This is a genomic window from Brevundimonas sp. GW821-FHT10E09 (assembly GCF_058809375.1).
In genome coordinates this window covers 207,443-227,841 of sequence record NZ_JBXASO010000004.1, presented here as the reverse complement: position 1 = coordinate 227,841, position 20,399 = coordinate 207,443, and the positions used below count along the sequence as shown (strand labels likewise).

Below are 20,399 nucleotides of genomic sequence, written 5' to 3'. Positions count from 1 at the left end.
TAGACCTCAGGAATGAGGGGTCCTTATTCGACGCCGATCACACCGCTAACGGGGTCCCTTTTCCACGCCGATCCACATCGAAAGACGCTGTCCGCCATGAGACTCAAAGCGGGGTGCCGAATGTCTGTTTCACGCGCATTCAGGCAGGCGAGTGGTGCTGTCTGCTTTAAACATCGAATAGGCCGCGCCCTCATTTCAGCCACGAAGGGTTCTCGTCGCCATTTCTAGACCAAGCAGGGCGATGGCGATGAAGAACAGGCGGCGGAACAGGGCTTGGGATATGCGGCGGCGCAGAGATTGACCAGCAATCATGCCGACGACCGCGGGGAGCGTCGCTGCAATGGAGATCAGGCCGACATCAATTTGCAGTGCGCCATGCCAGGCCAGGCCCATCGCCAGAGCCAGGCTTGAGACTGTGAAGGACAGGCCCAGGGATTGGACAAGGTCGTCCTTCGACAGGTCGAGCGACTGAAGGAAAGGGACTAGCGGGACCACCGCAGCGCCGGTCGCGCCCGTGATGGCGCCGGTGAAAAGACCCGATACCGGCGCGAGGCGGCGCTCCCATAGAGGCGAAAGGCTGAACGGCTGCGCCAATAGGCCATAGGCCGCATAGAGCGCGAGCACGACTCCCAGGGCGCCTGTGATCTGGGCGGCTTGCAGTCTCACGATCAGACTTGTGCCCGCGAGGGTGGCTGTGAACGTTAGGGCCAGCATGAGCCCGAAACGTTTTGCCAGAGGCCCCAAGCGTCCGCCGCTGAAGAGCTGCCAGACATTGGTCAAGAAGGTGGGGACGGTAGCCAGGCTGGCGGCAGTCAATGGCGACAGCAGCGCGCCTAGAAGTCCCATCACGACCGTCGGCAGGCCCATGCCGGACACGCCCTTGACGCAACCGGCGGCGAAGAAGGCGGCCGCGACAAGGACGAGTGTGGTCGACTCCATCTGATCTAAACTCTAGAGCCGCCGCGTCGATTGCCTTGGGATCAGGGTCGGCGCTGTCCGTATGATCGGCTCGGCCGGATCTTCGCCGTCGAGGAGCAGATTCACCGCAGCGGCGGCGATCTGATCGAAGGGCGTGCGCACCGTCGTCAAGGGCGTGGGCAGGTGACTGACGATCGGGATGTCGTTGTAGCCCACCACCGAGATGTCGCCGGGCACCGACACGCCGAGTTGGGCCAGCGCCGACAGGGCGCCCATGGCGGTGTTGTCGTTGATCGCGAAGATGGCGGTGGGCGGAGACGCCAGGGTCATCAGCTCGCGCGCCGCCAGATGGCCGGCGTCCAAGCCGAAGGTGGATGGCACGATCCATTCCGGCTGAACGACGAGGCCGGCTTCCTCCATCGCCCGGCGATAGCCCTCGACCCGGCTCACTGCGCTGGATGTGTCGGCGGGCCCGGCGATGACGCCGATGCGCTGGTGTCCCAGGTCGATGAGGTGGCGTGCGGCGAGATAGCCGCCCAGAGCGTCATCGCCCACCGATGACGGATGCACGCCGTCCGTGCGCAGGGCGAGGACGAAGCGCACGCCCTGGGCCGACAGCTTGTCGGCCAGGCCGTCGCCGGTCCGCGTCGTCGCCAGCACCAGTCCGTCAACGCCGCGCGCGAGCAGCATCTCGGCAGCGCGCTGATTTGCGGCCGGCTCGTCGTTGCTCGTGGCGACGATAGTGAAGCGATCGGCGCGGCCTGCTGCGCGCGCGAGGGATTCGTACAACATCGCCATCACCGTATCGGTCAGGCGCGGCACGATCACGCCGATCGTGCCGGTCGAGCCTCGACGCAGATTGGCGGCCGAGGCATCGCGGACATAACCCAGCTCTGTCGCCACGCGACGGACCAGACGAGCCGTCTCGCTATTGGAAGGCGACCGGTCGTCAAGAAAGCGAGACACGCTGCTCTTGGACACGCCGGTTGCTCGGGCGATGTCCAGAATGGTCACGCGGCCCGTTTCGCCGCGCCGCTCACGCATGTCGATGCTCTGATTCCATGACGCCTCCTGCCAGAACGCTTGACCCGGCCAAACCCGGATGTAAAGTGGGAACGATCCCGGTATCGTTCCCTATTTGGCGATACGCATAAGAAACCCCAGAGAGGAAATCATGAGCGTCATGGACTTGCGAGGCCTCAGCCCCGCCCCCGTCACAGTCTTCACTCGCGATGGCGAGGTCGATTATGCCGCCAATGCGCAGCTGGCCAAATGGCTGGTGTCGATCAAGGGCGTGAAGAGCCTGGTCATCCTGGGCCATGCCGGGGAAGGCACCTTCCTGACGGTCGAAGAGCGCCTGAAGCTGATCGAGACCTATGCTGAGGCGGTCGATGGCGCCGTGCCGATCATCGCCGGCGTCACGGGTGAGGGCACCCGCGTCGCCGCCCAGGAGGCCAAGGCCTCGAAGGCCGCCGGCGCGACGGGCGCCTTGGTCTATCCGAACCACGGCTGGCTGCGGTTCGGCTTCCAGAAGGGCGCGCCTCAGGACCGCTACAAGGCGATCTGGCAGGAGTCCGGCCTGGAGTGCATCCTGTTCCAATACCCTGACGCCACCAAGGCGTCCTATGATCTGCAAACCCAGATCGACATCGCCACTCAGGAGGGCGTGGTCGCCACCAAGAACGGCGTACGCAACATGAAGCGCTGGTACACCGAGATCCCCGAGATCAAGAAGGCCGCGCCCGAGCTGCAGGTTCTTTCCTGCCATGACGAATGGCTGCTGCCGACCATGTTCGACGTCGACGGCTTGCTGGTCGGTTATGGCAACATCGCGCCCGAGCTGCTGATTCAGTTGATCGAGGCCGGCAAGGCTCAGGACTATCCCGAGGCGCGCCGCATCTTCGAACAGTTGCTGCCGGTGACCAAGGCCGTCTATCATCGGGGTTCGCACATGGAGGGCACGGTCGCCCTCAAACTGGGTCTGGTAAAGCGCGGCGTGCTCGACCATGCCACCATCCGCGAGCCGCTCAAGAATCTGGGCGAAGCGGCGGAGCGGGAAATCTTCGCCGCCTTTGACGCGGCGGGGATCGGACCGGTCTCCGCCGCGGCCATCGCCGCCGAATGAGTTGATGGGTCCTCGCGCCGCAGGGTGCGAGGACCTTTTGCTTCCGGGGTGGTCCCGCACCGGCCCTGGAACGCGTATCACCGCACGGATGACTCCAAAGAAGCGTCACTGTGCAAGGGAGAAACAGCCAGGCGTGGACCGGTCCGAGGATCGCCGCGCCCGAAAGGAAAGTCATGTCGCATCGTGACGTCGTGCACGCGGCTCCACCCGTGCACCCCCCGAAAGTCGCGTCGAATCGGTCGCTTGTGGCCAAGCTGGCGCTGATCGGACCCGCTTTCATCGCCGGCGCCTGGCAGTTCGGCCCTGGCAATCTGACCTCTGCGATCGAGGCGGGCAGCGCCTTTGGTTACGCCCTGATCTGGGTGATCCTGGTCTCGACCGTGCTGATGATCTTCTTCACGGATATGAGCGTGCGGGTCGGAATCGCCTCGCCCCTGTCCATGATCGGCACAATCAAGCAGACGCTGGGAAAGCCGGTCGGGGTGCTGGCCGGCTGTGGCGTCTTCTTCATCACCCTGTGTTTTTCGGTCGGCAATGCGGCCGGGTCGGGTCTGGCCCTATCGATGCTGTTCGGCGGCAGCGCGGTGTTCTGGACGCTGCTGGTCACCGTGGCGGTCGGGTTCGTTCTTCTGGTCCGCAATGTCTACAAGACGGTCGAGCGCGCGCTTCTGGTGCTGGTGGCGTTGATGGCCGTGGGCTTTGTCGGCAGCGCCTTTCTTGCACGCCCGGACTGGGCGGCCGGCGTGTCCGGCGTGTTGCCCAGCTTCCCGGCGGGCGCCGAACTGCTGATCGTCGCCCTTGTCGGCACCAACTTCTCGATCAACGCCGCCTTCTTCACCAGCTACGCCACCAAGGCGCGGGGAATTCGCCGGGATGAATATGCGGATGCGACCCTGTCCGACACCATACCGGGCATCGTCGCGCCCGGCATCATGACGGCCTTGGTCATCATGGTCGCGGCAGCCGTGCTGGGACATACCGGACAGCGCGTCGAGACCCTGCCGCAACTGGCCAGCGTCTTCGAGCCTCTGGCCGGTCAGATCGGCTACTATGTCTTCGTTACGGGCTTCTTCGCCGCCGCCTTCTCCTCCATGCTGGCCAACGCCACGGCGGGCGGGACCCTGTTGTCGGACGGCCTCGGCTGGGGCGGGTCGTTCGATTCCCTGCGGACCAAGTTCCTGGTGGGATGCGTCCTGCTCTTCGGTGTGCTGGTGGTGGCGTTTGCGCCGGGCTCGCGGATACAGCTGATCATTCTGGCGCAGGCGATGACCGTGCTGGTCGCCCCCATGCTGGGCGTTCTGCTGGTCCTGACGGCCAACAACAGGCTGCTCGGGGATCTGCGCAACAGGTGGTGGCACAACCTGTTCGCCGCCGTGGGCCTGATTTCCATCTTCGCCACCAGCGTCCTGCTGGTCCTCAGCCTCACGGGCGTCATCGCGCGCTGATCGCGCTTGCCCGCGCCTGCCTCCTCTCCGGAGTTCCCCGCCGGATCACAGACGTCCGGCGGGGCGGGCGTAGCGAAAACCAAGACATCGGGAGACGAGACCATGACGGTTCGTAAAGACCGGCGCGGGATGCGCCGTGGGCGGAGCGCCGCCCTGACCCTGCTGGCGCTGGCCGCCGTGCCGGCCTCCGCGAAGGCCCAAGACGTTGCGGTGACTCAGACCCCTGAGCCTTCTGCGCCCTATCCTCGCGCCGCCATCGGCGTTGGCTCTGTCGTCGGCGGCTATGCCGAGGCGCGCTGGGCCGAGGACTGGTCCGCCCTGCGCGACCCGGAGCGGCGCAAGGACGTGTTTGATCGGCTGAAATACACTCCGTTGTCGCAGGATGGGGAGGTCTGGCTCAGCCTGTCGGGCGAGATGCGGCTGCGCACCGCCCTGACCACCAGTCCCGGCCTTCGGGAGGGTGCGGACCTGCGGCTGGACACCCTGCGTCTTGTCGGCGGCGCGGATTTGCACATAGGTCGTCATCTGCGCGTCTTCGGCGAAATGGCGCATGGCGGCGCGGGCGGCGACAACTATGGAAATCCGGTCGGCGCCATCCGCAACGACCTGGCCGTCACCCAGGCGTTCTTCGATGTGACGGGAGAGATCGGCGGACGCGAGGTCGGGGTCCGCTATGGCCGCCAATTCTTCATCGACGGCTCACCCTATCTGATCAGCACCCGCAACGGCGCGACCCTGCTCACCCCCTTCAATGGAATCCGGGGGTGGGTGAGGGGCGAGCATTGGCGGGCCGACCTGTTTGACCTGCATCCGACCCGCCTGGGGACAGGAGACGTCTCCGATGACCGAACAGACGACGCTCGACGGTTCAGCGGTCTGAATGTCAGCACTCAGGTTCCAAGCGACTGGTTCGGCGGCTCTAAGCTGTATCTCGATCCTTTCGTCTGGCGTTTCCGTCAGGACGCTCGTCGCTGGGGCGCCGAGACGGCGCGGGAGGAGCGAACCTATGTCGGCGCCCGTCTGTGGGGCGCAGCCGGCCCGGCTCAGTTGGACTGGACGCTGGCGCGTCAGACCGGTCGCTTCGGTGATCGCGATATCGAGGCGTTGCAGGTCTTCACGACCCAGAGCATGCGTGCGGGGGAGGGAACGGGTGCGCCGCGCATCAGCCTGCGCGTCGACTATGGCTCAGGCGGCGGGGCCTATGATGGCGGCGTGATCCGCAACGCCTTGACCCCACAAGGCGTGCCGATCTTCTACAGCTACCAGAACGTCTTCAACCCCGTGAACATGATCGCGGTCGCGCCAGGCGTCACGGTTCGCCAGGGCAAGACCAGCGTTACGGGCGAGGTCCAGTTCACCTGGCGCGCGTCGGAACGCGACGCCGTGTATCGGGCCACCGACCTGCCCTATGCCGGCACTGAGGTGGTCGAGGGCCGCCACGTCGGCGAAGTCTGGAAGCTGCAGTTGGCGCACACGATCTCTCCCAGGACCAGCTTGATCGCCCGCTATGAGCATCTGGCTGCCGGATCGGTGCTCAAGGATGCAGGCTACGAGAGCTCGGACTACCTGACGGCCTGGGTGAACTTCAGATTTTGAAGGACGCGGCCGTTCACCAGGTTCGCCAGGGCGCCATGCCGGCGGCATTTAGTTGGACGCCAACGTCGGCTTTCCGGCGGAAGTACAATGTGCGCTTCTCTAATCGGGTGTAGGGGGCAAGCTGGTTTGTGATTGTTGTCGGCCTGATCGATCACGCGATCACGCTTCTCTTCGCAGTCTGGATGGCTCCTTGCGAGCGGAGCCGGTGTACGCATGCATGGGATCGGGGTCTTGAGAGCCTCGCTTTTGGGCGCGCTCGAAGCGCAGTAAGCATTTTCGGCTTCATCCATCCCGTCGTCCGCGCGGGACGATCCGAGCCGGAACTCTGTGCCATCGACCCACATGCGGTGCAGGACGACAGCGATCTTGCGAGCGACGGCTACGATGGCACGCCGACGGCCCTTGGTCTTCATCAGCCGCATGCCCCAGGCCTTCAGGCTCGACCATTTGATCGAGCGCATGAGCATGGCGTTGGCGGCGGCGTACCCGCCTTTGCCGATCTCAGGGCGCTATGTTCGCGAGTCGGCCTTCGAAGGAAGGACGGCAGTGGATGAGCTTGCAGCGATGATCGACGATTCAGCCCTCGAATTGATCCGCTATTGTCTGAGACGGGCCCCGGACGAGAGCATCGAGGTCAACGAGGCCTGGCTCGACACAGCGCGCGATGCCCTTGGTGAGGACGGGCCCGAGCGGGCGATCGTCACACCTTCCTGCGGTCTGGCGAAGACCGGGCGGTCGAAGGCCTGAAGAGGCGGGTAGCCTGGCTCCAGGCCCGCGTACGAAACTCGACGCCTTGGTCGTGCTTTCCGGCGCCCTGTCCGGGGAGCTCTCCGAATAGTTACTCGCGGCCGAGGAAGAGCTTTCGCGGGCAGAAGTGGGCGCAAAACAGACACCGAAGGCGAAGAAAGCGAAGACGTGAAGCGGTTTGTACTCGTAGGCCGGTGATGATCGACCCCACTCTGCTGATGAGTTTCGTTTGCTGTGACTTCAGTCTCATCTATTGTGGCCCGGGTCTCATCTGCAGTGACCCGGACCACCGCCGCCGTCTTCCTTAGACGTCCACCGCCGCGTCCAGGGCGTTTTCCTGGATGAACTCGCGGCGGGGTTCGACCACGTCGCCCATCAGTTTGGCGAACAGGTCGTTGGCGTCTTCCTCGTGTTCGACCGAGACCTGCAGCAGGGTGCGGGCGTTGGAGTCCAGCGTGGTCTCCCACAGCTGTTCCGGGTTCATCTCGCCCAGACCCTTGTAGCGCTGGATGGCCAGGCCCTTCTTGCCGGCGTCCAGCACCGCGTTCAGCAGGTCCAGCGGCCCGCGGATGGTGGTGGACTTTTCCTTGCGGCGATAGGTGGCCGGAGCGGAGAAGACGCCGTCGAAGGCGGCGGCGCGCTCGGCCAGACGACGCGCGTCCAGCGAACGCAGCAGGGTTTCTTCCAGCACGATGGTTTCCTGCACCGCGCGACGGGTGCGGGTGAAGACGACCGCGCCCTGTTCGCCCGGCGCGCCGGTCCAGTCGCCGTCGCCTTCTTCGGCATAGAGATTCAGACGCACGGCGGCCGCGGCCGAGGCCTGGGTCATGTCGGCGTTTTCGGCGAACAGGCCGGCCAGGGCCGCCTGTTCGATGGCGAAGGCGGGGGCGCGCTGGCTGAGGCGATCGACGCCGCCCTTGAAGGCCTTGGCCTCGCGCACCAGGGCCTGCAGGTCCAGACCCAGGCGACGCTCGCCGGTGGACAGGTCCAGCTCGGCCTCGGACGAGCCCTCCTCGATCAGATAGGCGTCCATCTCGGCCTGGTCTTTCAGGTAGCGAGACTGCTTGCCCTTGGAGACCTTATAGAGGGGCGGCTGGGCGATATAGACGTGGCCGCGCGTGATCAGCTCCGGCATCTGCCGATAGAAGAAGGTCAGCAGCAGGGTGCGGATGTGGGCGCCGTCGACGTCGGCGTCCGCCATCAGAATGATCTTGTGATAGCGCAGCTTGTCGGCGTTGAAGTCGTCGCGGCCGATGCCGGTGCCCAGGGCCAGGATCAGGGTGCCGATCAGGTCCGACGACAACATCCGGTCGAAGCGCGCCCGCTCGACGTTCAGGATCTTGCCGCGCAGCGGCAGGACGGCCTGGTTCTCGCGGTTGCGCGCCTGTTTGGCCGAGCCGCCGGCGGAATCGCCCTCGACGATGAACAGTTCGGACTTGGCGGGATCCCGCTCCTGGCAGTCGGCCAGCTTGCCCGGCAGGCTGCTGATCTCCAGCGCCGACTTGCGGCGCGTCAGATCGCGGGCCTTGCGCGCGGCTTCACGCGCGGACGCCGCCTCGATGATCTTGGCGACGACCTGTTTGGCCTCGACCGGGTGTTCCTCGAACCATTGGGCCAGCCCCTCGGAGCACAGGGCCTCGACGGCCGGGCGCACTTCCGACGAGACCAGCTTGTCCTTGGTCTGGCTGCTGAACTTGGGATCCGGCACCTTGACCGACAGGACGCAGGTCAGGCCTTCGCGGGCGTCTTCGCCGGTGACGGAGACCTTCTCCTTCTTGCCGGCGCCCGAGCTCTCGATATAGCCGCCCATGACGCGCGTCAGGCTGGCGCGGAAGGCCGACAGGTGGGTGCCTCCATCCCGCTGGGGGATGTTGTTGGTGAAGCACAGCATGGTCTCGTGATAGGAGTCGTTCCACCACAGGGCGAGATCCAGCTCGATCCCTTCCTTCTTGCCGCGAATGACGATGACGTCCTTCAGGATCGGCGCCTTGGACTTGTCCAGGTGGCGCACGAAGGCCTCGACCCCGCCCTCGTAGTGCAGGATGGTTTCGGTCGGCTCGGCGCTGCGCTGGTCGGCCAGTTTGATGACCACGCCCGAGTTCAGGAAGGCCAGTTCCCGCAGCCGGTGTTCCAGCGTCTTCAGATCGAAGTCGATGTGGCTGAAGGTCGTGACCGACGGATAGAAGGTGACTTCGGTGCCGCTCAGCGGCTTGCCGGTGTCCTCGCGGATCGGGGCGTCGCCGGTGATCACCAGCGACTTGACCGTGTCGCCGCGCTCGAACCGCATCTGGTGCGCCTTGCCGTCGCGATAGATCTTCAGCTCCAGCCAGTCGGACAGGGCGTTGACCACCGACACGCCCACGCCGTGCAGACCGCCCGAGACCTTGTAGGAGTTCTGGTCGAACTTACCGCCGGCGTGCAGCTGGGTCATGATGACCTCGGCCGCCGAAACGCCTTCGCCTTCGTGGATGCCGGTGGGAATGCCTCGGCCATTGTCGGTCACGGTGACCGATCCGTCGGCGTTCAGGATGACCTGAACCAGGTCGGCGTGGCCGGCCAGGGCCTCGTCGATGGCGTTGTCCACCACCTCATAGACCATGTGGTGCAGGCCGGAGCCGTCGTCCGTGTCGCCGATATACATGCCGGGACGTTTGCGCACCGCGTCCAGGCCTTTGAGAACCTTGATGGAATCGGCGCCGTATTCGGGCATTTCGGCAATCGGATCGGTCATGAAATCTGTAGCTCTGAAGTCCCGACCGGGACGGGGATTGAGCGCCGCGTCGGGCGCTCGAATCGACGACGGGATCGCACCGCATCGAAGCCCGCAACATATAGGAATTTCCGACGAAAAAGCGAGGAATTCCGTGCCGGAATCCTAGTCGCTCTCCAGCGCTCCACCGGCGACGCGCACGAACTGCGCGCGGCCGTCCAGGCCGGCGAACAGGCTGCGTTCGGTGCCGGTCATGAAGGCTTGCAGGTCCAGGGCGACGATCTCGTCGAACAGGGCGGCGCGGCGGGCTTCGTCCAGGTGGGCGGGGGCCTCATCCAGCAGCAGGACGGGGCGGGCCGACTGGTGTGACAGGCGGCTGATCTGGGCCAGGATCAGGTTCAGGACCAGGGCCTTCTGTTCTCCGGACGAGCCCTCGGCGGCGGGGCGGTTCTTCTCGCGGTGAAGGGCGGTCAGGTCGGTGCGATGCGGGCCGAACAGGGAGCGGCCGGCGGCGCCGTCGCGGGCGCGGGCGCGGGCCAGGCCCTCGCGGATCGCGGCGGCGATCTCGTCTTCTTCGGCCCCATCCTCGGCCATCTGTTCGGCGGGACCGTCCAGCCCCAGGTCGGCCTGGGGGAAGGGGCGGTCGCGGCGGGCGTCGATAGCGGCCTGGAGCGCGTGCAGGGCGGCGACGCGGGCCAGGGCCGCGCGGGCGCCGGCCTCGCCCAGCCGGGCCTCCAGGGCGTCCAGCCAGACCGGGTCGGCCTCGCGCCCGTCCTGTGCGTCGTTCAGCAGCCGCAAGCGTTCGCGCAGGGCTTTCTCGTAGGCGGAGACGGCGGCGGCGTGGTCGGGATCGGCGGCGAACACCAGCCGGTCGAAGAATTTCAGCCGCTCGGCCCGGGCGTCGGAGAACAGTCGGTCCTGCTCGGGCGTGGCCCAGACGGGTCGCAGATAGTCCAGCAGCCGACCCGGCTGGGCCGTCTCGCCGTCGATGCGGACGATGCGCCGCGCCGCGCCCGCCGTCTGGACGCCGGTGCCCAGCCGCGTCTCGTCGTCCAGTTCCACCATGACGGCCCAGGCGCGGCCCACCGCCTCGCCGGGCTCGCGCCGGCCCATCTCGGCGGCGGTCGCGCCCCGCAGCCCCTTGCCGGGGGTCAGCAGGCTGACGGCCTCCAGCAGATTGGTCTTTCCCGCCCCGTTCGGGCCGTGAAGCACCACCGGGCCGGAGGCGAGCTCCAGCCGTGCGCCCGCATAGGAGCGGAAGTCGGTGAGGGTGAGGGAGGTGATCAAGGAAGTGACGAGTGGCGAGTGGCGAGTGGCGAGGAAAGCAGGGCGAGGTGTGCTCGCCACTCATCACTCGCCACTCGCCACTCGATCACACCCGCAGCGGCATCAGCACATACTGCACGCCGGGATCGCCCGGATCGAGCACCAGGGTCGGCGAGGCCGGGTCGGCGAAGCGGAAGGCGGCGTTTTCGCCGGTGATCTGGCCGGCGACGTCCAGCAGGTAACGGGCGTTGAAGCCGATCTCGAACGGCTCGTCGGAATAGCCGATTTCGACCTCTTCCTCGGCCTGGCCGGCTTCCATGTTGCGGACGGTCAGCTTCACCCGGTCGTTGTCGAAGGCCAGTTTCACCGAACGGCTCTTCTCGGCCGAGATGGTGGCGACCCGGTCCACGGCCTTGGCGAACAGGGCGTTGTCGATGTCGGCCTGTTTGTCATTGCCCTTGGGAATGACGCGCAGATAGTCGGGGAAGGCGCCGTCGATGACCTTGGAGGTCAGGGACGCCTCACCCATCTGGAAGCGGATCTTCTGGGCCGAGACGGTGATCTCGACCGGGCCGGCGGCGTCGTCCAGCAGGCGGCGGACCTGATCCACCGTCTTGCGCGGCACGATGACGCCGGGGCCGCCGGCCGCGCCCTCGGGCGCCGGGGTCTCGGCCAGGGCCAGGCGGTGGCCGTCGGTGGCCACGGCGCGCAGCAGGGCGACGCCGGCCTCGGCCACCGTGTGCAGATACAGGCCGTTCAGATAATAGCGGGTCTCTTCGGTCGAGACGGCGAACCGGGTCTTGTCGATCAGCCGCGCCAGGTCTTCCTTGGGCATGACGTAGGAGGCGCCGGCGCTGTCAGTGGACATGATGGGGAAGTCGCCCGCCGGCAGGACCGGCAGGTTGAAGCGCGACCGCCCGGCCGAGACCACCAGCCTGGGATCGTCGCCCGAATAGAGCAGCGACACCTCGGCGCCTTCCGGCAGCTTGCGCACGATTTCGTACAGGGTGTGGGCGGGGGCGGTGATCTGGCCCTCGACGTTCACCGTCGCCTCGGCCTCGTCCACCATCTCCATGTCCAGGTCGGTGGCTGCAAAGGCCAGCCGGTCTCGGCCTGCGCTGAGCAGGACGTTGGACAGGATCGGGATGGTATTTCGGCGTTCGACGACGCTCTGCACATGGCCCAGGGCCTTCAGGAGCGCGGATCGTTCGATGGTCAGTTGCATGTCGTCTCGCCCGGATGCGGCGACTCAGGCTGGAGCGCCGCGATAGAGGGCCTTGGACACTAGCGGATTGGGCGCAAGGAGCAAGGAAGGCGACGGAAGCCGTTCACAGATTTCTGTTTCTCCCGCCCCCTTCATGGGGGAGGGAGATTGTTCAGCCCCGCAGCTTGCGGGTCAGGGCCTCGACGTCGCGGGCGATCTGGTCGTCCTGGGCCATCAGCTCCTCGATCTTGCGCACGCCGTGCAGGACGGTGGTGTGATCGCGACCGCCGAAGCGACGGCCGATGTCGGGATAGGAGCGGGTCGTGTGCTGCTTGCACAGATACATGGCCATCTGGCGCGGGCGGGCCACCGAACGGGTGCGGCGCTCGCTCAGCAGGTCGGCCTGTTTCAGGTTGAAGTGGTCGGCCACCGTCTTCTGGATCTCGTCCACGGTGATGCGGCGCTCGGGGCCGCCGCGCAGGGCGGCGCCCAGCAGGATCGAGGCCTCGTCCACCGAGACGGTCGCCAGACGCGAACCGGCGGCGGCGGCCAGGGTGTTCACGGCGCCCTCAAGCTCGCGCATCGAGCCCGGCGTGCGATCCACCAGCTGGGCCAGCACCTCGGGCGCGGCCTCGCCCTGGACGACGCCCAGGGCCGACAGGGCCTTCAGACGGTTCTGGGCCACGGCGATCTTCAGCTCGCGGTCGCCCGCCTCGACCGGGCAGGTCAGGCCGGCGGCCAGGTGGCTGCGCAGGCGCGGCTCGACCTCGGTCAGGGCCATGGGCGCGCGGTCGGCCGAGAAGACGATCCGTTTGCCGTCCTCGATCAGGGCGGTCAGGGTCGACAGCAGTTCTTCCTGGGTCGAGGTCTTGCCGCCGACGAACTGGACGTCGTCCAGCAGCAGCATGTCGGCCGAGCGCAGGCTTTCCTTGAAGGCGGCGGTCGATCGGTCCTGCATCGCCTTGACGAAGGTCGACAGGAAGCGTTCGGCGGTCAGATAGACCACCTTGGCCTCGGGCCGCAGACGCTGGGCCTCCCAGGCGATGGCGTTCAGCAGGTGGGTCTTGCCGTAGCCGTAGGGGCCGCAGAAGAAGACCGGGTTGAAGTGGCCGTCGGCCCAGCTGGCCACCTGTTTGGCGATGGCCAGGGCGAAGGCGTTGCCCTGGCCCTCCACGAAGCTGTCGAAGGTCAGGCGGTCCTGAAGGCCGGCGGCGCGCACGGCGCGGGCGCCGTCGGCGATGGGGGGCACGGTCGGGCTGGCGAAGGCCGCCAGACGCGGTGTGGCGTCCAGGACATTGCCCGCGATCACGGCCGAGGCCGGAGGGGCCGAGCCCACCTCGGCGCGGCAGCGCACGTCCAGGCGGCGGTTCAGGCCGTCCAGGCCCAGCCACAGCTCGTTCATGCGACGCAGGGCGTTCTTGCGGACCCAGTCTCGGGCATAGGCGGTGGGCGTGACCAGGATCAGCTGGCCGGAGGAATCCACGCGAACGGCGGAAGGGGCGATGTAGGACGAGAAGGGGCCGTCGCCGATCTCGGCGCGCAGGCGCACCGAGGCCTCATTCCAGATGCGATCCGGATCCGTCATGTTCGATCCGTTCACGCCGCCTGCCATCGCCGTCGCACCCCCAACCATTTTTTCGCCACCCGCTTCAAAAAACCATTCCGACCTTCGGCACTTCAGGGCGACGGTTCAGGGACGACTTCTCCTGCCCCGAAAAGCGATGCTTTTCGGGCGGGGCCGAGCTCCTGGACAGACATCTCCCGCCAACGCGAAACTATCGTCCCGCGCCGTCTTCATCCGTGTTGGGATGGAAGTGCGTTAGAGGCCAAAACTTACGCTGCGAGCCGGTTGGGTCAACGCTGATTCGTTGGTCGATTCGCAGTTAAATTGTTTGACTCCGTCAAACGCTAATCCTGCTTGAGAAATTCGCCTTCCAGGCGCCCCGAAGTCCGTATTCCTGCGTAGAGAGGGTTAACGGCCAAACGCAAAACGGCGAAGGAGCATATGCCCCTTCGCCGTTGAAAAGTCTGCAAAATCCCGTAACGGAACAGCGACAGCCGTTCCGTATCCGGGAAATCCATAAAGGATTTAGGCGGCCGACAGCTTCTTCAGCTGGGCGGCCAGACGCGACACCTTGCGCGAGCCGGTGTTCTTGTGAACGACGCCCTTGGAGACGGCGCGCATCAGCTCGGATTGGGCTTCCACGAAGGCGGTCTTGGCGGCCGTGGCGTCGCCGCCGGCCAGAGCTTCTTGGAACTTGCGCAGATAGGTGCGGACGCGCGAGCGGCGCGCCTTGTTCACTTCGGTCCGCGCTTCGATCTTGCGGATCGCCTTGCGGGCGCCGGGGTTGTTAGCCATTTCAAACCTTCGAACGGAAAACGCCGCGGAGCACACGTCCACGGCGCGGAAATCTCAAGAGGGCGGGCCTATAGCCGAAAGCCCGGGGGTGGTCAACGCGCAGTTCCGACAAAGGTCAGGTGAGGTGCAACCCGCACCGGGTCGATAAACCTTATTCAACCAAAACATGGCAGCTTCCGATCAGATCGGAAGCCGTATGCCTATAAAAGCCGCAGCCTTTGCCCTCGCCCTCGTCCTGTCGGCGTTTTTCGTACATGACGTCTCAGCTCAGCCTGCGGCGCAATCGCGGACGCCCCTTCAACTGGCAGAGGCTGTCGAACGGAGGGCCGGGACGACGGATTTCAGGGCGCTTGAGGCGTTCGGCCGCGAGGCGATACGCCGTAACGACCGCGAAGGTCTGCAACGCCTCTATCATGTCGCCTGGATATTTCTGAACCAGGGCGAGTTCGACACGGCCAGGATCTGGAACGACCGGCTCATGGAAGGCGCGCGTCACCAGGGCTCCCACCGCTATATCCAGATCGCCCGGCTGAACGCCCTGGCCCTGCGGTACGACGAGGGCGAGACGGCCGCCGCCGACGAGATGCGCCGGCTCGCGTCGATGGAGCCCGACTGGTTCGCGCGCACGCACGCCACCCGACTGTGGGCGCTGGCCCTGATGGATCGCGATCAGATCGGTGAGGGGCTGAAGCTGCTGACCGACGCCGACGCCTTGATCCCCGAGGGCGACGCCTATGCTCGGATTGCGCAGGCGGGCCTGTGGGAAATGACCGGCATCGGCCTGATGAGGCTGAACGACATTGATGGGGCCACCGCCGCCTTCGGGCGGTTCGAGATCGACTTGGCCAATCCGGACTATCCCCGGCCGGACTTCGACGCCGTCTACAATCTGGCCCGGCTATCGACCCAATTGGGCGATGTCGAACAGGCGAAACGCCTGTATCAGGTTCATCACCGGCTGACGCTGCGCGCAGGCCTGCCCAGCCTGGGGGTCTATGACGCCCGCCTGTGCGCCATGGTGGCCCAGGCCGCAGAGGCGCCGCAGGACGTGCTGCGATGTCTGGCGCCCTATGGCGAGAACCTGGGGGACGCCTCCTTCCTGTCGACGCAATTGCTGCCGGCTCGCGCCATCGCCCGCGCCCAGACCGGACAGATCGAGTCCGCGCGGCGCGACCTTGCGCAAATCCGCCGTCGCATCACCGTAGACCGCTACCGAGAGGAAGCGCGGCTGGAGGTGGCGCATGTCGAGGCCGAGATCCTGTTCGCCGAGGGCCGGGCTGCGGAAGCCTACGTCAAGCTTCGCGCCTACAACAGCGCCGAGCGCGTCGCCGAAGCCCGCGTCTTCAGCGGAGGGATCCGCCAGGTCACCGGCGACATGCAGCACAAGCTGACCGAACGTCGCGCCCAGTTGGAGACCGCGCGCTCGAACAAAAGATTGCAGGGCTTGATCCTGACCATCGCCGCAATCTTCATCCTGTCGGCCTTGGCCGCCCTGTTGTGGATGGGAAGCCAGGCCCGGGATCTGCGCATCGCCCGTCGCCGCGCGGAAGAAGCCAGCCGGTCCAAGTCGGAATTCCTGGCGAATATGAGCCACGAGATCCGCACGCCCCTGAACGGGGTCGTGGCCATGGCCGACGCCTTGTCGCGCGCCGGGCTGGAGCCGCGTGAACGCGAGATGGTCGAAGTGATCCGGTCCTCGGCCGTGACCCTGGAACGGCTGCTGTCCGACATTCTGGACACGTCCAAGATCGAGGCGGGCCAGATCGTTCTGGAACGGTCGGTCTTTGATCTGGGCGACACGGTGCGCGGCGCGGCGGCCCTCTACCGGCCGCGCGCCGATGAAAAGGGCGTCGCCCTGCGGGTTGAGGTCGAGCCGACCATCGAAGGCGCCGTCGAGGGCGACGTGGTCCGGGTGCGCCAGGTCCTGTCGAACCTGATCTCCAACGCCTTGAAGTTCACGGAAACGGGATCCGTCGTCGTCGCCGCCGTCGCGGTGGATGAAGATCGGGTCCGGTTCACGGTGAGCGACACCGGCTGCGGCTTTGATGCGGGCCAGAAGGGGCGGATCTTCAATCGCTTCCAGCAGGCCGACGGCTCCATTACCCGCCGGTTCGGCGGCACGGGCCTGGGCCTGGCCATTTCGCGAGACCTGGTCGCGCTGATGGGCGGCGTGCTGGATTGCGACGGCCGGCCGGACGAGGGCGCCGACTTCTGGTTCGAAATCCCACTGACCAGGGTGGGGGGCGTCCAGTCGCCATCCGCGCCCTTCGGCCCGGGCGACGCCGGCGAGACCGACGCGCGCGCCTTCCCTGCGCGGATCCTGCTGGCCGACGATCATCCGGCGAACCGCAAGGTCGTCGAGATCATGCTGGCCGACATGCCGACCGAACTGGTGGCGGTCGAGGACGGGCGGCAGGCCGTGGAGGCCTTCCGAAAGGGCGGCTTCGACATGGTGCTGATGGACATGCAGATGCCGGTGATGGACGGCCTGACGGCCACCGCCGCCATTCGCGCCCTGGAGACCGGGGAGAACCGCGTGCGCACGCCGATCATCATGCTGACCGCCAACGCCCTGCCCGACCATGTGGAAGCGGGACGGGTTGCAGGCGCAGACGGCCACCTGTCCAAGCCGATCACCCTGGTCGGTCTGCTCGACGGCGTGGCGGCGGCCCTGGCTGCGGCTGAACGGCGGGAAAACCCCGTCGCTGCTTGAGGGGGGCTGCTTGAGGGGGCGCCGCTTGAGGGTCAGGCGCGGAAGTCGGCGGGTTTCAGTCCGTGGCGCTGCAGCTTGTCGTACAGGGTCTTGCGCGGAATCCGCATCTCTTCCAGCACCGAGACGATGTCGCCCCTATGGGTCTGCAGCGCGCCGCGCAGCAGTTCGCCCTCGAAACGATGCATCCGGTCCGGCAGGCTCAGATCGGCCTCGGCGCCGCCGGACCCCTCGTCCAGGCCCAGGACGACGCGTTCGGCGAAATGGGCCAGTTCGCGGATATTGCCGGGCCAGTCCTCTTCCAGCAGACGGCGGCGGACGCCGTCGGTCACGCTCGGCGGCTCGACGCCGTGGCGGTCTGCGGCGCGACGCAGGAAATGGGCGAACAGCAGGGGGATGTCCTCGCGCCGCTCACGCAGCGGCGGCACGCGCAGCCGCACCACGTTCAGGCGATAATAGAGATCTTCGCGGAAATCGCCGCGCCGCGCCGCCTCGCTGAGGTCGATCTTGGCCGAGGCGAGGATGCGCAGGTCCAGCACCCGGGGCTCGTTGGCGCCGATCGGATGGATCTCCCGCTCCTCCAGCACCCGCAGCATCTTGACCTGGACCGCCAGGGGCATGCTCTCGACCTCGTCGAGAAACAGCGAGCCGTTGTGGGCGCGCTCCACATGTCCCACCCGTCGCCGCATGGCCCCGGCGAAGGCGCCCAGTTCATGCCCGAACAGTTCGCTCTCGATCAGGCCGTCGGGCAGGGCGCCGCAGTTGACGGCGACGAAGGGCGCCAGCCGGCGCCGGCCCCCGTTGTGCAGGGCGCGCGCGACCGCCTCCTTGCCGACCCCGGTCTCGCCTTCGATCAGCACGTCCATTCGGGCGTCGGCGATCTGGGCGATGGTGGCCCGCAGCGCCGTGATGGCGCGCGACGATCCGGCCAGCGGCAGTTCGTGCCCGCCTTCGGCGGCCATGGCGACCAGGCGGCGGTTCTCCAGCACCAGACTGCGCTTCTCCAGCGCCCGGTTCAGGCTGTCCTGCAGCCGCTCGAACGGAAAGGGCTTGGCGACGAAATCATAGGCGCCGTCGTGCATGGCGGCCACGGCGTCGGCGATGTCGCCGTGGCCGGTGATCATGATGACCGGCAGACTCGTGTCCAGGGCCTGCAGCCGCGTCAGCAACTGGCGGCCGTCCATGCCCGGCATCCTCAGGTCGGTCACGACCACGCCCGGGAAGTCTGCGTCCAGCGCCTTCAGGGCGGGCTCGGCCGCCGTGAAGGCGCGCACCTCCAGTCCTTCAAGCGTCAGGCGTTCGACCAGGGCCTGGCGAAAGTCGGCGTCGTCCTCAATCAGGGCGACGGTCTGCGGCAGGGGCGGGCGCATCAGGCGGCCTTCAGGACGGCGACGAAGGTCGCGCCCCGTTCGGCGGGGACCAGATCCAGCTCGCCCCCGAAACTGGCGACGATGTCGCGGCAGATGACCAGCCCCAGGCCCAGGCCGTTGGCGCGGGTGGTGACGAAGGGCGTGAACAGCTGGCGCGCCACATCGGGCGCCACGCCGGGCCCGTTGTCGGCGAAGATCAGCCGCACCCGCTCGCCGTCGCGCGCCACGGCCAGGGTCAGGCGGGCGTCGGTCTGGCCTTCCATCGCCTCGGCGGCGTTCTTGATCAGATTGACGATGACCTGTTCCAGACGGAACTGGTGGGCGCGGACCTGCACGTCGCCGTCGCCGATCCGCTCCAGTCTGACCCCGCGTTCCTCCACCCGCCCGCGCGTCAGTTCCAGCCCGCCCTGGATGGCGTCCTCCAGCCGGATGGCGTCGATGGTCGGCGTGGCCTTGCGTGAGAACAGCCGCAGATCCTGGGTGATGGCGCCGATCCGTTTGGTCAGACCGCCGATGCGCTGAAGCACGTCTCCGACCTTGTCGGGCTGGTCGCGGCTCAGCAACAGTTTCGCGGTCTCTGCATAGGTCCGGATGGCGGCGACGGGTTGGTTGATCTCGTGCGCCACGCTGGCGACGATCTGGCCCAGGGCGGCCAGTTTGCTGGCCTGCACCAGTTCGTCGCGCAGCAGCTCCCGCGCGGCCTCGGCGCGGCGGCGCTCCTCGATCTGGCGGTTCAGGGCCAGATTGGCGTCGTGCAGTTCGCGCGTGCGTTCGTGGATGCGGCGCTCCAGCTCCAGCCGGCCTTCTTCCTCCGCCTGAGCCTTGGCGCGGGCCAGATGACGCCGGCGCAGCAGCACGGCCACGCCCAGGGCCAGAAGGCTGGTGATCAACAGGGCCAGGCCGCGCGCGCCCGCCACCGCCGCCCCGATCACCCCCCGTTCGGGCGTCAGCAGATGCAGGGTCCAGCCGGGCGCGGCCGTATCCGTCTCCGAATGCACCCATGTCTGCGGACGGCCGTCGCCGACGGCCGTCCGCACCAGCCGGGGCCGGTCGCCGTTCGGCGTCCGGAAGGGCAGGGGGGACAGGGCGCCGGGGTGGAGGGTGAGGTCGGTCAGGCTGAGGCGACGCCGTCGCTCGTCCATCGGTTCGGTCGTGCGGAAGCGCCATTCCGGGATGCTGGTGACCAGGACGACGCCGCCGGGATCCGCCACCCAGGCGGGTTCGCCCGAGCCGCGCCATTCGGCCTCCAGGTCGTCGAACTCGACCTTCAGCACAACCACGCCCAGGGGCGCGCCGTCCGCTGAGTCCACACGGCGCGACAGATAGAGGCCGGGTCGGCCGCTGCGGGTGCCCAGGGCGTAGAACTCGCCTTCGGCGTCGCGCATCGCATTGATGAAATAGGGCCGGAACTCGTAGCGCGAACCGACGAAACTGGTCGAGGCCCGCCAGTTGCTGGACGCCAGGGTCAGGCCCCGCGCGTCCAGCACATAGATGACGGCGGCGCGGGTCTGGGACGCCAGCCGCTCCAGCTTGCGGTCCACCCCGTTCACGGCCTGGGCGCTGGGCGTGGTCAGCAGGGCGGCCACATCGGGATCGCCGGCCAGGACGATGGGGATGGCGCGCTGCTTGTCCAGTTCGCTGCGCAGCACGGCAGCGTGCAGGGCGGCGCCGGCCGTCGCCTGGCGTTCCAGTTCGCCGGTCGCATCGCGCCGCGCGGCCTCGCCCGCGACGCCCGCCAGCACGGCGCTCGCCGCCAGCCAGCCAAGCGTCAGCAGAATCCAGGGCTGTCGAGCGATACTCGAAAGTCCTTCGATAGTCAGGGGCGGCGATGAACGAGTCATACGCCTATCTGTGCGACATTTCGCACGACTAGGCCATCACCTTGTGCGTCCAGCCGCACTGTCGATCCCGGCTCTCGACGTATCGTGGGAATATTATGCTGAAAAAAC

At 67.0% G+C, this 20,399-nt stretch carries 14 protein-coding genes and 1 pseudogene; 5 read left to right on the top strand and 10 right to left on the bottom strand.

What is annotated here, in order from left to right; all coding sequences use genetic code 11:
- Window positions 1–195 precede the first annotated feature (195 nt).
- Window positions 196–939 (bottom strand): sulfite exporter TauE/SafE family protein, encoded by a 744-nt coding sequence (locus tag AC1RSI_RS05720; RefSeq protein ID WP_008261729.1) that lies wholly within the window; start codon window positions 937–939, stop codon window positions 196–198.
- A 12-nt stretch (window positions 940–951) separates the two neighbouring features.
- Entirely contained in the window at window positions 952–1,962 is a 1,011-nt protein-coding gene (locus tag AC1RSI_RS05715) for a LacI family DNA-binding transcriptional regulator (protein WP_008260005.1), read from the bottom strand.
- 130 nt (window positions 1,963–2,092) lie between these two features.
- Here AC1RSI_RS05715 and AC1RSI_RS05710 point away from each other — a divergent pair, with 130 nt between their 5' ends.
- The 3 genes from AC1RSI_RS05710 to AC1RSI_RS05700 all read left to right on the top strand — a co-directional run bounded on the left by AC1RSI_RS05710 (window position 2,093) and on the right by AC1RSI_RS05700 (window position 6,084).
- Window positions 2,093–3,043, top strand: coding sequence for a dihydrodipicolinate synthase family protein (locus AC1RSI_RS05710; protein ID WP_008264264.1), 951 nt, complete (start codon window positions 2,093–2,095; stop codon window positions 3,041–3,043).
- A gap of 245 nt (window positions 3,044–3,288) precedes the next feature.
- A complete protein-coding gene (locus AC1RSI_RS05705) occupies window positions 3,289–4,488 on the top strand; it encodes an Nramp family divalent metal transporter (RefSeq protein WP_154726871.1) in 1,200 nt (399 codons plus the stop codon).
- Window positions 4,489–4,590: 102 nt separating this feature from the next.
- The gene (locus AC1RSI_RS05700; RefSeq protein ID WP_197019791.1) at window positions 4,591–6,084 is read left to right on the top strand and encodes an alginate export family protein; all 1,494 of its coding nucleotides are present in this window, start codon (window positions 4,591–4,593) and stop codon (window positions 6,082–6,084) included.
- 311 nt (window positions 6,085–6,395) lie between these two features.
- Here the strand turns inward: AC1RSI_RS05700 and AC1RSI_RS05695 are convergent.
- A pseudogene (locus AC1RSI_RS05695) lies at window positions 6,396–6,569 on the bottom strand (IS110 family RNA-guided transposase); the annotation flags it as partial.
- Between AC1RSI_RS05695 and AC1RSI_RS05690 the strand changes: the two are divergent.
- Window positions 6,487–6,831, top strand: coding sequence for a hypothetical protein (locus AC1RSI_RS05690; RefSeq protein ID WP_008263127.1), 345 nt, complete (start codon window positions 6,487–6,489; stop codon window positions 6,829–6,831). The pseudogene AC1RSI_RS05695 and the gene AC1RSI_RS05690 overlap by 83 nt on opposite strands.
- Window positions 6,832–7,135: 304 nt before the next feature.
- Here AC1RSI_RS05690 and gyrB read toward each other — a convergent pair whose 3' ends face one another.
- The 5 genes from gyrB to rpsT form a co-directional block, all read right to left on the bottom strand.
- On the bottom strand, window positions 7,136–9,562 hold the full coding sequence (gyrB, locus tag AC1RSI_RS05685) for a DNA topoisomerase (ATP-hydrolyzing) subunit B (RefSeq protein ID WP_154726870.1): 2,427 nt from the start codon (window positions 9,560–9,562) through the stop codon (window positions 7,136–7,138).
- Between the two features lie 144 nt (window positions 9,563–9,706).
- Complete coding sequence (recF, locus tag AC1RSI_RS05680) at window positions 9,707–10,828, bottom strand: DNA replication/repair protein RecF (RefSeq protein ID WP_447941186.1); 1,122 nt, start codon at window positions 10,826–10,828, stop codon at window positions 9,707–9,709.
- A gap of 85 nt (window positions 10,829–10,913) precedes the next feature.
- Window positions 10,914–12,032 (bottom strand): DNA polymerase III subunit beta, encoded by a 1,119-nt coding sequence (gene dnaN / locus AC1RSI_RS05675; protein ID WP_154726893.1) that lies wholly within the window; start codon window positions 12,030–12,032, stop codon window positions 10,914–10,916.
- Window positions 12,033–12,183: 151 nt separating this feature from the next.
- Window positions 12,184–13,644 carry a chromosomal replication initiator protein DnaA gene (gene dnaA, locus AC1RSI_RS05670; RefSeq protein WP_419178339.1) on the bottom strand — a complete coding sequence of 487 codons (1,461 nt, stop codon included), beginning with the start codon at window positions 13,642–13,644 and terminating at the stop codon, window positions 12,184–12,186.
- 456 nt (window positions 13,645–14,100) lie between these two features.
- Window positions 14,101–14,370: a 30S ribosomal protein S20 gene (rpsT, locus tag AC1RSI_RS05665; protein ID WP_008262250.1), complete on the bottom strand. Its 270-nt coding sequence runs from the start codon at window positions 14,368–14,370 to the stop codon at window positions 14,101–14,103.
- A 196-nt stretch (window positions 14,371–14,566) separates the two neighbouring features.
- Here rpsT and AC1RSI_RS05660 point away from each other — a divergent pair, with 196 nt between their 5' ends.
- The gene (locus tag AC1RSI_RS05660; RefSeq protein ID WP_492322663.1) at window positions 14,567–17,083 is read left to right on the top strand and encodes an ATP-binding protein; all 2,517 of its coding nucleotides are present in this window, start codon (window positions 14,567–14,569) and stop codon (window positions 17,081–17,083) included.
- 32 nt (window positions 17,084–17,115) lie between these two features.
- Here AC1RSI_RS05660 and AC1RSI_RS05655 read toward each other — a convergent pair whose 3' ends face one another.
- Both AC1RSI_RS05655 and AC1RSI_RS05650 read right to left on the bottom strand, forming a co-directional pair.
- Complete coding sequence (locus AC1RSI_RS05655; protein ID WP_008258643.1) at window positions 17,116–18,450, bottom strand: sigma-54-dependent transcriptional regulator; 1,335 nt, start codon at window positions 18,448–18,450, stop codon at window positions 17,116–17,118.
- A complete protein-coding gene (locus AC1RSI_RS05650; protein ID WP_447941618.1) occupies window positions 18,450–20,291 on the bottom strand; it encodes a sensor histidine kinase in 1,842 nt (613 codons plus the stop codon). The genes AC1RSI_RS05655 and AC1RSI_RS05650 overlap by 1 nt, the downstream gene beginning before the upstream one ends.
- Between the last annotated feature and the right edge of the window lie 108 nt (window positions 20,292–20,399).

Excerpts from the sequence above, each read along its gene's own strand:
- AC1RSI_RS05660 (WP_492322663.1), top strand. The coding sequence starts at position 14,567 with ATGCCTATAAAAGCCGCAGCCTTTGCCCTCGCCCTCGTCCTGTCGGCG.
- AC1RSI_RS05655 (WP_008258643.1), bottom strand. The coding sequence starts at position 18,450 with ATGCGCCCGCCCCTGCCGCAGACCGTCGCCCTGATTGAGGACGACGCC.
- gyrB (WP_154726870.1), bottom strand. The coding sequence starts at position 9,562 with ATGACCGATCCGATTGCCGAAATGCCCGAATACGGCGCCGATTCCATC.
- AC1RSI_RS05650 (WP_447941618.1), bottom strand. The coding sequence starts at position 20,291 with ATGACTCGTTCATCGCCGCCCCTGACTATCGAAGGACTTTCGAGTATC.
- AC1RSI_RS05720 (WP_008261729.1), bottom strand. The coding sequence starts at position 939 with ATGGAGTCGACCACACTCGTCCTTGTCGCGGCCGCCTTCTTCGCCGCC.
- AC1RSI_RS05715 (WP_008260005.1), bottom strand. The coding sequence starts at position 1,962 with ATGCGTGAGCGGCGCGGCGAAACGGGCCGCGTGACCATTCTGGACATC.
- AC1RSI_RS05700 (WP_197019791.1), top strand. The coding sequence starts at position 4,591 with ATGACGGTTCGTAAAGACCGGCGCGGGATGCGCCGTGGGCGGAGCGCC.
- AC1RSI_RS05710 (WP_008264264.1), top strand. The coding sequence starts at position 2,093 with ATGAGCGTCATGGACTTGCGAGGCCTCAGCCCCGCCCCCGTCACAGTC.
- dnaA (WP_419178339.1), bottom strand. The coding sequence starts at position 13,644 with ATGGTTGGGGGTGCGACGGCGATGGCAGGCGGCGTGAACGGATCGAAC.
- rpsT (WP_008262250.1), bottom strand. The coding sequence starts at position 14,370 with ATGGCTAACAACCCCGGCGCCCGCAAGGCGATCCGCAAGATCGAAGCG.
- dnaN (WP_154726893.1), bottom strand. The coding sequence starts at position 12,032 with ATGCAACTGACCATCGAACGATCCGCGCTCCTGAAGGCCCTGGGCCAT.